General features: G+C 69.0%; 11 protein-coding genes. 6 read left to right on the top strand and 5 right to left on the bottom strand.

The window, feature by feature from the left end; genetic code table 11:
• Nucleotides 1–53 precede the first annotated feature (53 nt).
• Nucleotides 54–632, bottom strand: a complete 579-nt coding sequence (locus ACQPW1_RS45000; protein WP_433659750.1) for a TIGR03086 family metal-binding protein — start codon at nt 630–632, stop codon at nt 54–56.
• A 214-nt stretch (nt 633–846) separates the two neighbouring features.
• On the opposite strand from ACQPW1_RS45000, the gene ACQPW1_RS45005 reads away from it, so the two are divergent.
• Nucleotides 847–1,083, top strand: a complete 237-nt coding sequence (locus ACQPW1_RS45005; protein ID WP_433659752.1) for a hypothetical protein — start codon at nt 847–849, stop codon at nt 1,081–1,083.
• 10 nt (nt 1,084–1,093) lie between these two features.
• On the opposite strand, the gene menD is transcribed toward ACQPW1_RS45005, so the two are convergent.
• The 3 genes from menD to ACQPW1_RS45020 all read right to left on the bottom strand — a co-directional run bounded on the left by menD (nt 1,094) and on the right by ACQPW1_RS45020 (nt 4,075).
• Complete coding sequence (gene menD / locus ACQPW1_RS45010) at nt 1,094–2,737, bottom strand: 2-succinyl-5-enolpyruvyl-6-hydroxy-3-cyclohexene-1-carboxylic-acid synthase (RefSeq protein WP_433659754.1); 1,644 nt, start codon at nt 2,735–2,737, stop codon at nt 1,094–1,096.
• 161 nt (nt 2,738–2,898) lie between these two features.
• Nucleotides 2,899–3,345 carry a DUF6918 family protein gene (locus tag ACQPW1_RS45015; protein ID WP_433659756.1) on the bottom strand — a complete coding sequence of 149 codons (447 nt, stop codon included), beginning with the start codon at nt 3,343–3,345 and terminating at the stop codon, nt 2,899–2,901.
• Between the two features lie 85 nt (nt 3,346–3,430).
• On the bottom strand, nt 3,431–4,075 hold the full coding sequence (locus tag ACQPW1_RS45020; protein ID WP_433659758.1) for a PaaI family thioesterase: 645 nt from the start codon (nt 4,073–4,075) through the stop codon (nt 3,431–3,433).
• A 160-nt stretch (nt 4,076–4,235) separates the two neighbouring features.
• Here ACQPW1_RS45020 and ACQPW1_RS45025 point away from each other — a divergent pair, with 160 nt between their 5' ends.
• From ACQPW1_RS45025 to ACQPW1_RS45045, 5 genes are all read left to right on the top strand, one after another.
• Complete coding sequence (locus ACQPW1_RS45025; protein ID WP_433659760.1) at nt 4,236–5,129, top strand: 1,4-dihydroxy-2-naphthoyl-CoA synthase; 894 nt, start codon at nt 4,236–4,238, stop codon at nt 5,127–5,129.
• 1 nt (nt 5,130) lies between these two features.
• Nucleotides 5,131–5,523, top strand: a complete 393-nt coding sequence (locus ACQPW1_RS45030) for a VOC family protein (protein ID WP_433659762.1) — start codon at nt 5,131–5,133, stop codon at nt 5,521–5,523.
• Between the two features lie 488 nt (nt 5,524–6,011).
• Nucleotides 6,012–7,145 carry an o-succinylbenzoate--CoA ligase gene (menE, locus tag ACQPW1_RS45035; RefSeq protein ID WP_433665522.1) on the top strand — a complete coding sequence of 378 codons (1,134 nt, stop codon included), beginning with the start codon at nt 6,012–6,014 and terminating at the stop codon, nt 7,143–7,145.
• A gap of 67 nt (nt 7,146–7,212) precedes the next feature.
• Nucleotides 7,213–8,202, top strand: coding sequence for an ATP-binding cassette domain-containing protein (locus ACQPW1_RS45040; RefSeq protein WP_433659764.1), 990 nt, complete (start codon nt 7,213–7,215; stop codon nt 8,200–8,202).
• Nucleotides 8,199–9,035: an ABC transporter permease gene (locus tag ACQPW1_RS45045; RefSeq protein WP_433659766.1), complete on the top strand. Its 837-nt coding sequence runs from the start codon at nt 8,199–8,201 to the stop codon at nt 9,033–9,035. The genes ACQPW1_RS45040 and ACQPW1_RS45045 overlap by 4 nt, the downstream gene beginning before the upstream one ends.
• A 67-nt stretch (nt 9,036–9,102) precedes the next feature.
• On the opposite strand, the gene ACQPW1_RS45050 is transcribed toward ACQPW1_RS45045, so the two are convergent.
• Nucleotides 9,103–12,486: an AfsR/SARP family transcriptional regulator gene (locus tag ACQPW1_RS45050; protein WP_433659768.1), complete on the bottom strand. Its 3,384-nt coding sequence runs from the start codon at nt 12,484–12,486 to the stop codon at nt 9,103–9,105.
• Nucleotides 12,487–12,550: the final 64 nt, after the last annotated feature.

The raw sequence follows: 12,550 nt of genomic DNA on the forward strand, positions 1-12,550 counted from the left end.
TCCGTGTGCGGCAGATCAGCAAGTGTGCGGCTGCGGGACGAGACGCACGGTGGCTACGCCGTCCAGGCGGCGCTGCGGCCGGTGAGCGCCAGGACGCGGTCGAGTGCGGACGCCTCCGCCGGGACCGGAACCACCGGACCGAAGAGCCCGGGGGTGCCCTCGGGCGGGACGCCATCGAGCATGTCGAGCAAGATGGCGAGGTCGTCCGCGGTGGCGCTGAACGGCTGGCCGGTGGCCCTGGCCAGATCCCAGCCGTGCACGACGATTTCGTCCAGCGCGATCCTGGCCATCACCGGCGCCTGCTCACTGACGCCACCCGCCTCGGTCACACCGTCCCACGCGTCCGGCTCACGCCAGGCACCGACGAGCGCCTTGAGTTGGGCGGGGATGCGGGTGCGCCAATCGCCGGGCAGCGCGCGCTCGGCCCCGATGGACGGCGCGACCGAACCGCCGACGGCCTCCTTCGTCGCGGCCTGGCGGAACGCCTCGGTCAGATCGACGACGTGCGCGAGCAGGTCGCGCACGCTGGTGTCCGCGCACGGCGAGTCGGCGGCGAGCTGATCATCGCTGATGCGCACGACCACGGCCTCGAGTGCGGTGGCGGCCGGTTCGAAATCGAATTCCTGGTTCATCGGGTCTCCTGGGCATGCGGGACGTCTCTCTTGTGCAGACGACGCGGCGCCCCGGGATTCATCGGTGCCCGCCCGGCACGAATTCGAGCGGCCGCGGCGCACGCGTCGTCGACCGAATTCGGCCGGCTGCCAGGCCCGTCCGACGCCGCCCGCGGCACCGCACCGCGACCAAGTCGTGACAGCGAAAAGCGCTGGAAAAGAGGACAATTGGTAGATGAAGGGTGATCGAGTGGAGATCGTCGTCGACTTCGGTGACGGGTCTCGCAGTTATGAAGTAGTGGCCACCCGTGCGGGGCGGCGAGTCGACGTGCGCATCGCGCGCGGCGTCGTGGAAGTGAGCGAGGTGACCCGGACCGGGACACCGGTGCGGACCGCGCGGTTCATGGCTGCCCGCACGCTGGCCTTGGTCGAGTATCCCGCCAACGGAACCGGGGCGCTCGACGGCGAGTAGTCCGAACCCGCTACGGCGAGATCTTGGCGCGCACCGTCGCGTGCAGTTCGCGCAGGCTGGAGCGCTCGGTAGCGACTTCCAAAACCCGAGTGCCGTGCGCGTTTCCGGCCAGTTCGACGGCCAGCTGCGCGGGATCTACCTGCTTGTGCGGGATGCGGTAGGCGGCACACAGCGCGGCCAGGTCCATCCCGTGCGGCGTGCCGAAGACGCGCTCGAAGACGCCCGCGTACTGCGGGTCGCCCTGCTCGAGCAGCTCGAAGATGCCGCCGCCGTCGTCGTTGGCCACCACGATGGTCAGATCGGCGGGCCGCGGCTCGCCGGGACCGATCAGCAGGCCGGACGCGTCGTGCAGGAAGGTCAGATCGCCGATCAGCGCGACGGTGCGGCCCTCGTGCCGCAGTGCCGCGCCGACGGCGGTGGACACCGTGCCGTCGATGCCCGCGACACCGCGGTTCGACAGCACCCGGATGCCGGGGCGCGGATGCGACACCAGCGCGGCATCGCGCACGGGATTCGAAGCGCCGAGCAGCAATTGATCGCCGTCCCGCAGCGCGTTCATCACCACCGCGGCCACGTGCAGGCCGGTCGGCTTCGGGTGGCGGTCGAGTTCCTCGCGCACCACCTGATTCGCCTTCGCGTCGAGTTCGCGACAGTACGCCAGCCACTCCGGCCGGGGCGCGCCGCTGGTGACCGCCCTGGTTCCGGTGCCGAGCACGTTGCCGGAGACATCGGGCCAGCGCGGGCCCGTGGTGAGCGCGTAGACCCGAACAGCCGGGTCGGCAAGCACTTTGGAGACCTGACGGTGCAGGGTCGGCCGCCCGGTGATGATGGCCTGGCGCGGCTTCAGCAGCGGCAGCGCGAGCGGGTGCAGCGCGGGCCCGTGCATCGGGGCGGTGGGTTCGGCGACCGTGGGCAGGTCGGCCAGTTCCGGCCGCAGCCCGGCGCCGTGCCCGGAGATGACGACGGTGTCGGGAGTTAGATCGAGATCGAGCGGCACGTCCAAGGTGGCGTACTGGGTCTGGGTCCACGCCTGGTCGTCCGCGCGGCCGTCCGGCGTCAGCTCGCCCGGTGCGAGGTTCGGCACCAGCGGTTCGCGCAGCGGGATGTCGAAGTGCACCGGGCCCGCATTGCCGGAGCGGGTGCCGCGGGCCGCCGCGAGGACCCGGCAGACGGCCGAGCGCCACTGGCTGTTCTGGTGCCCGTACTCGGCGCAGTCGGCGGTCAGCGCCTCCTCCTCGGCGAGGCCGAGGCTGATGGTGGCGCGGACCTGGCTACCGAACAGTCCGAGCTGCTCCACCGTCTGATTCGCGCCGGAACCGAGCATCTCGTACGGCCGGTTGGCGCTGAGCACGACCAGTGGAATGCGCGCGTAGTTGGCCTCCAGCACGGCCGGGCCGAGGTTGGCCACCGCGGTCCCCGACGTCATCACGACGGGCACCGGCAGGCGGCTGGACACCGACAAACCGATCGCCAGGAAGCCCGCGGTCCGCTCGTCGATGCGCATGTGCAGCCGCAGCCGCCCGGCCGCGTCGGCGGCCTGCAGCGCGAAGGCCAGCGGGGCGTTGCGCGATCCGGGGCACAGGACGACGTCCCGCACCCCGCCCCGCGCGAGTTCGTCCACCACGACCTGCGCTTGTGCTGTAGACGGGTTCACGACTCCAGCCTCTCAGACAGTGGCCCCCGCGTCTGCGTCGCCCTGCTCACACCCGGCAGGTCGGCCCGGCCCGGCCGGACAGCAGAACGCGCCGCACATCGGAAAGCACGGCCGCGGGCGGCCGGTCGATGTGCGACGCGTTCGACGTGCACGGTGTTAATTCAGTTGGCGTGCTTCTGAATCAGGTCGCCGACGCGCGGCAACGCCTCGATGACGTTCTTCTTCGCCGACGAACGCATCGACGAGTAGACCTTCTTCAGCGCGGGCCGGGTGGAGGCTTCGGCGCGGGCGTCGGTGACCGAGAGCAACGCCTCGGCGACCTGGTCGGACTTGGCGACCAGCAGATCGCCGAACGTGCCCGACCCGGTGGCGGTGAATTCCTGCCAGAACGGGTCAAGCTGCGCAACCAGTTTGGGCGCCAACGACGCCAGCGCGTCGGGCACGATCGACGGGCTGATCTTCTTGACCGCCGCGTAGCCACCCTTCACAGCCAGGCCGGACGCACCACCCTTGTCCGAGACCTCGGCATCAAGAACCTCGACGGCATCGGCAAGGAAAGCCGGGCGCTTGGCGTCGTCGAGCAGGGATTCAGACAGTGCTGCAACCACTTTCAGGTCCTCCGGAATAGGTTTCGATGAACGAGCAGGCGCAACTATACGCATCCCCGCGCAACTGGTCGCGGCACTCACCGGCTCAAGGCTGCCACGGCAGCAATTGCACCATCAATCCTTCACAATCGGCGAGCACATTGCCCTGCTCATCGAGCAATTCGGCGGTGATGAAGGTCTTGCGCCCCTCGGTGCGATCGACACGACCGCGCACCGTCAGTGGTGTCTCCAGCGGAGTGATCTTGCGATAGTTCACATGCAGATACGCGGTGCGGCTGATCGGCCGTCCGGCGTAGTGCACGATCATGCCGAGCAGATCGTCGAACAGCAGCGGCAGCACGCCGCCGTGCGCCGCGCCGTTGCCGCCGAGATGGAAACGGCGGAACTCACCCGTCATCCGGATGCCGTCCGGGCCCGCCTCGGCCACCTGCCACGGCAGCAGCAGAAGGCTTCCGCGGCCGGGCAATTCGACGGCGCGACCCGCGGGTCCCTGAAGCTCGGGTGCGCGGTGTGGCTCGAGCAGCGCGATGAGTTGTTGGGCGTGATCGAGCGCGGCGCCGAAGACCTCGTCGGGCGCGTCGACCGAAACCGCGAGATCCTGCAGCGTCCGCATCGCCTCGACGAACGGGCCGAAGTTGCGCCCGATCTTCGCGCGGGACACCTTCGGAAATCCCCCGTGCTTCTCGTACCGCGACTCATCCACCGCACTACGGTCGATAACCGGTTTCACTGCATCACGCCCTCCCGCCGCCCGGCCGCCACCCCTCATCGAATCGCTACGCGATACTGCATCCATAGATGCACGGTAACGCGTTGTTTTACACCGTCAAGTCGTGGCACTTTCGTACACCCGGTCAGCCGACTCAGAGCCGAGAGCAATAATCACTGGCGTGACGTTCAATCCGAAGTTGTGGCGGCCCGTCCCCGGGTTCGAGAATCTGACCGACATCACCTACCACCGGCACACCGAACAGGGCACCGTCCGTGTCGCTTTCGATCGCCCGGAGGTACGCAATGCGTTTCGTCCGCATACGGTCGACGAACTCTATCGGGCGCTGGACCACGCGCGGATGACCGCGGACGTCGGTGCGGTGCTGCTCACCGGCAACGGCCCGAGCGAGAAGGACGGCGGCTGGGCTTTCTGCTCCGGCGGCGACCAGCGCATCCGCGGCCGCAACGGCTACCAGTACGCCAGTGGCGACACCGCGGACACCGTCGACCAGGCCCGGGCGGGCCGGTTGCACATCCTCGAGGTGCAGCGACTGATCCGGTTCATGCCGAAGGTGGTCATCGCGCTGGTGAACGGCTGGGCCGCGGGCGGCGGGCACAGCCTGCACGTCGTCTGCGACCTCACCTTGGCCAGCCGCGAGCACGCCCGCTTCAAGCAGACCGACGCCGACGTGGGCAGCTTCGACGGCGGCTACGGCAGCGCGTATCTCGCGAAGATGGTGGGCCAGAAGTTCGCCCGCGAGATCTTCTTCCTCGGCCGCCCGTACACCGCCGAGGAAATGCACCAGATGGGCGCGGTGAACAAGGTCGTCGACCACGCCGAACTGGAAGATGTCGCGCTGGAATGGACCGCCGACATCAACGGCAAATCCCCACAAGCGCAACGCATGCTGAAGTACGCGTTCAACCTGCTCGACGACGGCCTGGTCGGCCAGCAACTGTTCGCGGGCGAGGCGACCCGGATGGCCTACATGACCGACGAGGCCGTCGAGGGCCGCGACGCGTTCCTGGAGAAGCGCAAGCCCGACTGGACCCCCTACCCCTGGTACTTCTGACATGGACATCCTCAGCAGCCGAATCATTTTGCGGCCCGCCGACTACCCGCGCACGCTCGGCTTCTATCGCGACGGGGTCGGGCTGGCCATCGCGCGGGAGTATCCGGGCGGCACGGTGTTCTTCGCTGGACAGTCGCTGGTCGAGGTGGCCGCGCACGGCGGATCGGATCAGCCGTCCACGTTCACCGGTGCCATCTGGCTCCAGGTGCGCGACGCCTCGGACGCCGCGGCGGAGCTCGCATTGAAGGGCATCGCCATCGACCGGCCGCCCGTTCAGGAGCCGTGGGGACTCATCGAAATGTGGGTGCGCGACCCGGACGGGGTGCCGATCGTGTTCGTCGAAGTGCCGCCGGAGCACCCGATCCGCCGAGATACCCGCAGGTCAACGGACTGACATTACATTCGTACGTGCGATCGGCCGCGGGACCCGAGTTGCCAAGGGCCGCCACGGCGAGGACGATAGCGCTCGGATGGCCCCCGACCGCCGATGTCCGGCCCGGCCACCGTGCGTAACCCGTCCGACGAGTGAATCGCAGTCTCGATGCCTGGCGTACCTGAGCCCCTATTCCTGGGGGTGGCCGCACATGTCTCGCGCCGCCCCAGCAAACCGACCACCCGTTCCGCGTTCGGCGACGCGACCATGACACGATCGCTACCGTGAGCGAGCGCAGTGGGCGAGCCGTAGGCACAGCGCCTCTGGGGAAGATGGAGCCGAACCTCGGCGAGGTGAGGTCGTGAGTAGGCCCGATGGCCATCCGAGTGTCGACGGGGTGCAATCGTGAGGGAGCGAAGCGAGCGAACCATCGACACAGCGTCCTCGCGAACGACGGAACCGAGCGCCAGCGAGGTGGAGTCGTGAGCCGCACTCTCCGCACGCTGCCCATGCCCACCGGCTCCGGCGCGGGCGAGGTACTCCCCCATCTGCGAGAAGCGTTGGAGGGCAGCGGGCCCGCGTGGCTACCGATCCCGACCAGCGACCGCCGCGAGGCCAGGCGCCTCAGCGAGGCCCTCGCACCCGGCGAGACCATCGATGACGACGTCGCCCTCGTGGTGACCACCTCCGGCACCACCGGCGTGCCCAAGGGCGCGATGCTCAGCGCCGCAGCGCTGGGGGCCAGCGGCACCGCAACGCACGAACGGCTCGGCGGACCGGGCAGCTGGCTGCTCGCGCTGCCGACGCATCACATCGCGGGCATCCAGGTGCTGCTGCGCAGCATCCTCGCGGGCACCCAACCGACCATCCTCGACGTGTCGGGCGGTTTCCTGCCCGAGGCGCTGGCGGGTGCCGTCTCCGGCATGCGCGGCGATCGGCGCTACACCGCGCTGGTGCCGACCCAGCTGATCAAGGCACTCGACGCCCCCGTCGCCGCGACGGCGCTCGCCCAATTGGACGGCGTCCTCGTCGGCGGCGCGGCCACCCCGCTGCCGGTGTACGAACGCGCGAAAGCGGCCGGTATCAACGTCGTTCGCACCTACGGCATGAGCGAGACCTGCGGCGGCTGCGTGTACGACGGCATACCGCTGGACGGCACGCAGATCCGCATAGAGGACGGCCGGGTGCTGCTCGGCGGCGCGATGATCGCCTCGGGCTACCGCGGCCAACCGGATCACCCCGCCTTCGCCGAACCGGGCTGGTTCCGCACCGAGGACGCGGGCACCTTCGACAACAGCAGGCTGAGCATCACCGGCCGACTCGACGAGGCCATCATGACCGGCGGCCTCCTGGTGATCCCGCAGGTCGTCGAAGCCGTGCTGATGAACCACCCGGCCATCCGCGAATGCGTCGTACTCGGCTTACCGGACGAGCGCCTCGGCCAACGCGTCGCGGTCGTGGTCGTCCCCGCCCCCGGCGTCGTGCCGACCCTCGACGAACTGCGCGAATACGTGGTGGCCGAACTGGATTCCATCGCCGCGCCGCGCGAACTCACGCTGGTCGACGAGATCCCCATGCGCGGGCCGGGCAAGCCCGATCGCACCAGTCTCCGAGAAAGCCTGCTCGCCGACTCGACCCGCTAACGGACGCAAGTGACCGCGTCATAGTCATGCAAGGGCCGTGCAAGAAGTGGGCCGCACAGTCTTACCCATGACTTCTTTCACACCCACTTCAGCACTCGCCGTCGAGGCGGACGGGCTGGTCAAGGTGTTCGGGGAACAGCGCGCCGTCGACGGTGTGAGCTTGGCGGTACCGCAGGGCTCGGTGTACGGCGTGCTCGGACCGAACGGGGCCGGCAAGACCACGACCATCAAGATGCTGGCTACGCTGCTTCGCCTGGACGGCGGCAGCGCCCGCATCTTCGGCCACGATGTGGTCGCCGAGCCGACGGCCGTGCGGTCGTTGGTCGGCGTCACCGGGCAGTACGCCTCGGTCGACGAGGACCTGTCCGCCACCGAAAACCTGATCCTGTTCTCCCGCCTGCTCGGCCTCAGCCGGACCGACGCGCGCCGCAAGTCGGTCGAGCTGCTCGAGGAGTTCGACCTCGTCGAGGCGGCGACCAAGCCGCTCAAGAACTTCTCCGGCGGCATGCGGCGCAGGCTCGACCTGGCCGCCAGCCTGATCTCCACCCCGCCGCTGCTGTTCCTCGACGAGCCGACCACCGGTCTCGACCCGCGCACCCGCGCCCAGATGTGGGAGACCATCCGCAGGCTGGTCCGCGAGGGCGCCACGGTGCTGCTCACCACGCAGTACCTGGACGAGGCCGATCAGCTGGCCGACCGCATCGCGGTGATCGACCACGGCAAGGTGATCGCCGACGGCACCGCCGACGAGCTCAAGGCCTCGGTCGGCGGCTCCTCGCTGCACCTGACCCTGGTCGACCGCGGGCAGCTCGACGAGGCCCGCCGGATCGTCAGCGAGTTCCCCGGCGTCGACGCCGTGATCACGCCGGAGGCCGGTCGGCTCACCGCACCGCTGCAGGACGCCGGACTGACCGCCGATCTGCTGATTCGCCTGCGCGAGTGGCAGATCGGCATCGAGGAGATCACCGTCAGCAAGCCGAGCCTCGACGAGGTCTTCCTCACCATTACCGGCCGCCCGGCCGAAGACGACACCGATTCCGAACGGAGCGCGGCATGACGACCATCACCGCACCTGCCAAGCCGCGCCGCGCGGCACCTGTCAACATTCCCGAGGTCAGCAACCACATCAGCTTGCGCAGGACCGTGGAGACCTCGTTCACCATGGCCTACCGCGGCCTGCTGAAGATCAAGCACAACCCGGAACAGCTGTTCGACGTGACCGTCCAGCCGATCCTGTTCACCGCGTTGTTCGCCTACATCTTCGGCGGGTCGATCGGCGGGTCGGTGCACGACTACCTGCCGACCCTGATCCCCGGCATCCTGGTGCAGACGGTGATCCTGACCTCGGTCGTCACCGGAACCCAGCTGCGCGAGGACATGGACAAGGGCGTCTTCGACCGGTTCAAATCCCTGCCGATCGCCCGCATTTCGGCCCTGACCGGTGCGCTGATCGCCGACATGGTGCGCTACACCATCGCGACGGTGCTCACCGTCGTGGTCGGGCTGGCTCTCGGCTACCGGCCCGGCGGCGGTTTCGTCGGCGTGGTCGCCGCCGGACTGGTGATCATCGTGTGCTCGTTCGCGGTCAGCTGGATCTGGGCGCTCGTCGGTGTCACCGGCAAGAGTGCCTCTGGCGTGCAGGGCATTTCGATGATGATCATGTTCCCACTGACGTTCATGTCCGGTGCGCTGGCGCCGGTGAGCAAGATGCCGGGCTGGCTGCAGGGCCTGAACCACGTGAACCCCGTCTACTACATGGTCAACGCGGCCCAGGACCTGATGAACGGCAACATCTACGGCAACAACCTGGCCTTCTCGCTGATCGGCTCGGTGGTGGTGATCGCCATCTTCGCGCCGCTGGCCGTCAAGGCGTACATGCGCCGGGCGTGACAACCGAAAACCGATGAGGGACAACGGAACGCCGGACGACTCGTGGTCGTCCGGCGTTCCGTCGCGTTCAGCGCGAGTGCGGCAACTCCCCCAGGAGCTGCATGATCCGGTCGGCCGAATCCCGTCGACGCATGCGCACCACCTTCGCCCTGGCCTCCGCCAGCGGGCCCGCACCGAGGTGCCGGTCGACCAATTCGGCGTGCGTGGACCAGCGCATCGACGGAAAGTCCTGACGGCAGAACGCATTCGGCGCCAGCGCGAACAGTTCCAAGCCGCGGACCCGATCCTGCCCGGTGACAATCAGATACGACCCGACCGCGCAGGCGACCGCACCGATCTGCGGCAGGTCCTGGAACTGCGCCATCGTCGGCAACATGAGATCGACCAGGTTCTCGACGAGCTCGCCCGCGGTCTCCACCTCGCCGTACAGCAGGCGCGCGTCCAACACGGCAGCACCGAGCATCAGCCCGCCCGGCCCCGGGTTCCCCTCGTCGGTCGGCCAGCCGGACACCTCCAAGGCCTGTCGATAGCGGTCGAGACCGCCCTCGATATCGCCGTCGGCGAGCGCCACCTCGGCGGAACTCTGCATGATCGTGGCGAGCAGATGATTCTGCTTGCCCACCACGCCGTCCACCTCCGCCGATCCGAACGCGCGCGCCAATTCTTGCCTGGCTTCCGGCAGCCGCCCGGCGCCGATCAGCGACGCGACCAGCATGGCCCGCGTCTCGACGGTGTCCTCGTACGCCCCCAACCGCTGCAGCATGCCGAGCGAGCGGGCGTAGTACGCCACCGCCTTCTCGTACTCGGCGATCTGACCGTAGACCTGGCCGAGGTGCCTGCACACCATGGCCACACTCCAGACATTGTCATTGCCGTAGATGTCGAGCGCGTGCACCGCGTCCACCGTCGAACCACGCACATCGCCGAGGTTCTCCTTGATGTTCGCACGCAAAAGCAATGCGGTGGAACGTGTTTCGAGATCCTTCGACCGGATGGAATTCGCGATGTACCGCGCGAGCCCGCGTCCGTCCGAGCGGCTCAACACGATTCTGCCGATGAAGCGGTTGGCTTCGCTGAGATCGGTTCTGCTGCGGAGCAATCGGCGGACCCTGGTGCGCAACCGCGCGAGCTCACGCGGTTCGGCCCGGCTGAAGGCCAAGTGCATGAACATCGTCTGATAGCTCATCAACACCAGGTCCCCGGGTGGCGCGTCCGGACCGGTATCGGCCGGGTGGAGTTCGGCGACGCGGGGCGCCCAGGCGATCACCTCCATGTGCGAACCGCGCAGCACCCACAGCATGGCGATCACCGGAAACACCGTGTACGCGACACCGGCGTCGCGCCGTTCGAGCGCATAGCGCAGTGCCGCAAGCAGATTGTCCAGCTCGGTGGTCACCGCGAGGGCCAGCTCCACCTGGTCGCCGGTGATGAAGCGGGCCGCGGCGTCGGCGGAATAGTTCTTGGCCCACACCATCAATCGCTCGGCCATCAGGTCGGACTCGGCGGGACAACCGGCCAGTTGTTCGTCGCCGTACTCCCGCACCGTCTCCAGCATGCGGTAGCGGGTGCCGAGGACCTCGTCGTCGAGCAGGGTGAGCAGCGACTGGTTCACCAAACCGTCGACCGCCGCCGCGACGTCGTCCACCTCCGGCCCGCTGACCACCGCCTCGGCCGCGGCCAGCGTGAAACCCGCTGGGAATCGGCACAATCGACGCAAGGCCACCTGCTGCGGGGCGTCCAGCAGATTCCAGCTCCAGTCGATCACCGCGTGCAAGGTGCGGTGGCGTTCCGGCGAGCTGCGATCACCGTGGCGCAGTAGCGCGAATCGATCCGCCAGCCGCAGATTGATCTCCTCGACGCTCATCACCCGGACCCGCGCGGCGGCGAGTTCGATGGCCAACGGCAGGCCGTCGAGGGTGTGGCACAGCAGGGCGACGATCTCGGGATCGAGCCGGACGCCGGGACGCACCGACCTGGCGCGGGCCGCGAACAGTTCGGTCGCGGGCGACCCGGCCGCGTCGATGGTCAACGGCGGCAACGGGTATACCGCCTCGGCGGTGATCATCAGCGGCGCCCGGCTGGTGGTCAGCACGGTCAGCAGATCCGCGACGCCGATCAGATCGGCGACCACCATCGCGACAGCGTCGATCAGATGTTCACAGTTGTCCAGGATGAGCGTCATCGGACGCGCGGCGACCGCGTTGCGCAGGCGCTGCCTGCTTGCCGCGACGACCTCCCGATTCCGCAGGGCGGACGCCGAGCCGAGCGACACATCGCTCAGGCCGAGCACCGCGCTGATCGCGGCCTCGATCTCGAGCACGACGTCGGTGTCCTCCGCGCGGATCGACGCCAGCTCCACCAGCACCACCGAGCGGGTGTGCGCCACCCGCGCGCCGACCTCGTTGGCGATGCGCGTCTTGCCGGATCCGCCGGGGCCGAGCACCGTGACCACCCGCGAGGTGCGCAGCAGTGCGTCGAGCGCGGTCAGATCGGCCTCGCGACCCAGCAGGGCGTTGGGCGCGGCGCGCAGCCCGATCGCCGCGGGCATGGCGAAGTCGGTGCTCGTGTCGGGTCGTGCGGGGCTGCCGTTTCCGGAAGGGATTGCCGCGCCGCGGGGCGGCGCTGTCGCCGCCGCGGCGGGTGCGATGCGGTCCAGCGAGTCGCCGCGCAAGATCGCGGTATTCAACTCGACCAGCGCCGGTCCCGGGTCCGCGCCGAGTTGCTCGGCCAGCCGAGTTCGGAAGGCGGCGAACGACTCCAGCGCCTCGTTGGGGCGGCCTGCCACGGCGAGCAGCCGCATCAGGGTGAGCTGAGCGGGTTCGTCGAGCGGGTTGCGGCCGGCCCGGAACCGGGCGATCCGCAGCGCGCCGTCGAGGTCGCCGGTCGACTCGCGAGCGGCCAGCTCGAGTGCGTCCAGTTCGGCAAGCCTGCTCGTCGCGAGGGCATGCAGCGCGTCCGCAACCTCGCCCGGCGGCAGATCCGCGCCGGGCTCGCCGCGCCACAGCGCCCGCGCCTGCGCGATCGCGTCGAGGCAGCCCGCGTCGTCACCGGCGGTCCGGTAGTCGCGGGCCAGGCGGGTCAGTTCCGCGACGCGGGTCAGATCCACTTGGTCCGCGTGCAAGGTCAGGCGGTAACCGGCCGGGCCGATCTCCAGCGCGCCGTCGGGCAGCGCGGAACGCAGCCGGGACACCTGCGTGTGCAGCGCGTTCATCGGCGCGCGCGGCGGCTGCTCGCCCCATACGTCGTCGATCAGAGACTGTGCGCTGCGGCTACGGCCGGGACGCATGGCCAAGGCGGCGAGCAGCAGTCGGGAGCGGGCTCCGGGTAGCGCGGTCAGCGCGCCGTCTCGGCGCAGCGCGATCTCGCCCAGCAGGGCGACCACGACTGGTTCACCTGCGGGCGCCTGCAACGCTTGGCCGCGCCCATTCGGGCCGCTCTGATCCGACAACATCCCGTGATAATCGTATGCGAGTAGCCCTGGCTGAGCCGACATGGTTTTTTACCCCATTTCCAGT

This window comes from Nocardia sp. CA-128927 (genome assembly GCF_050955855.1).
GTDB lineage: Bacteria > Actinomycetota > Actinomycetes > Mycobacteriales > Mycobacteriaceae > Nocardia.

Bases quoted from the DNA above. Each gene is read 5' to 3' on its own strand.
- ACQPW1_RS45005 (WP_433659752.1), top strand. From the start codon at position 847: ATGAAGGGTGATCGAGTGGAGATCGTCGTCGACTTCGGTGACGGGTCT.
- ACQPW1_RS45030 (WP_433659762.1), top strand. From the start codon at position 5,131: ATGGACATCCTCAGCAGCCGAATCATTTTGCGGCCCGCCGACTACCCG.
- ACQPW1_RS45050 (WP_433659768.1), bottom strand. From the start codon at position 12,486: ATGTTGTCGGATCAGAGCGGCCCGAATGGGCGCGGCCAAGCGTTGCAG.
- ACQPW1_RS45045 (WP_433659766.1), top strand. From the start codon at position 8,199: ATGACGACCATCACCGCACCTGCCAAGCCGCGCCGCGCGGCACCTGTC.
- ACQPW1_RS45000 (WP_433659750.1), bottom strand. From the start codon at position 632: ATGAACCAGGAATTCGATTTCGAACCGGCCGCCACCGCACTCGAGGCC.
- menE (WP_433665522.1), top strand. From the start codon at position 6,012: ATGCCCACCGGCTCCGGCGCGGGCGAGGTACTCCCCCATCTGCGAGAA.
- ACQPW1_RS45040 (WP_433659764.1), top strand. From the start codon at position 7,213: ATGACTTCTTTCACACCCACTTCAGCACTCGCCGTCGAGGCGGACGGG.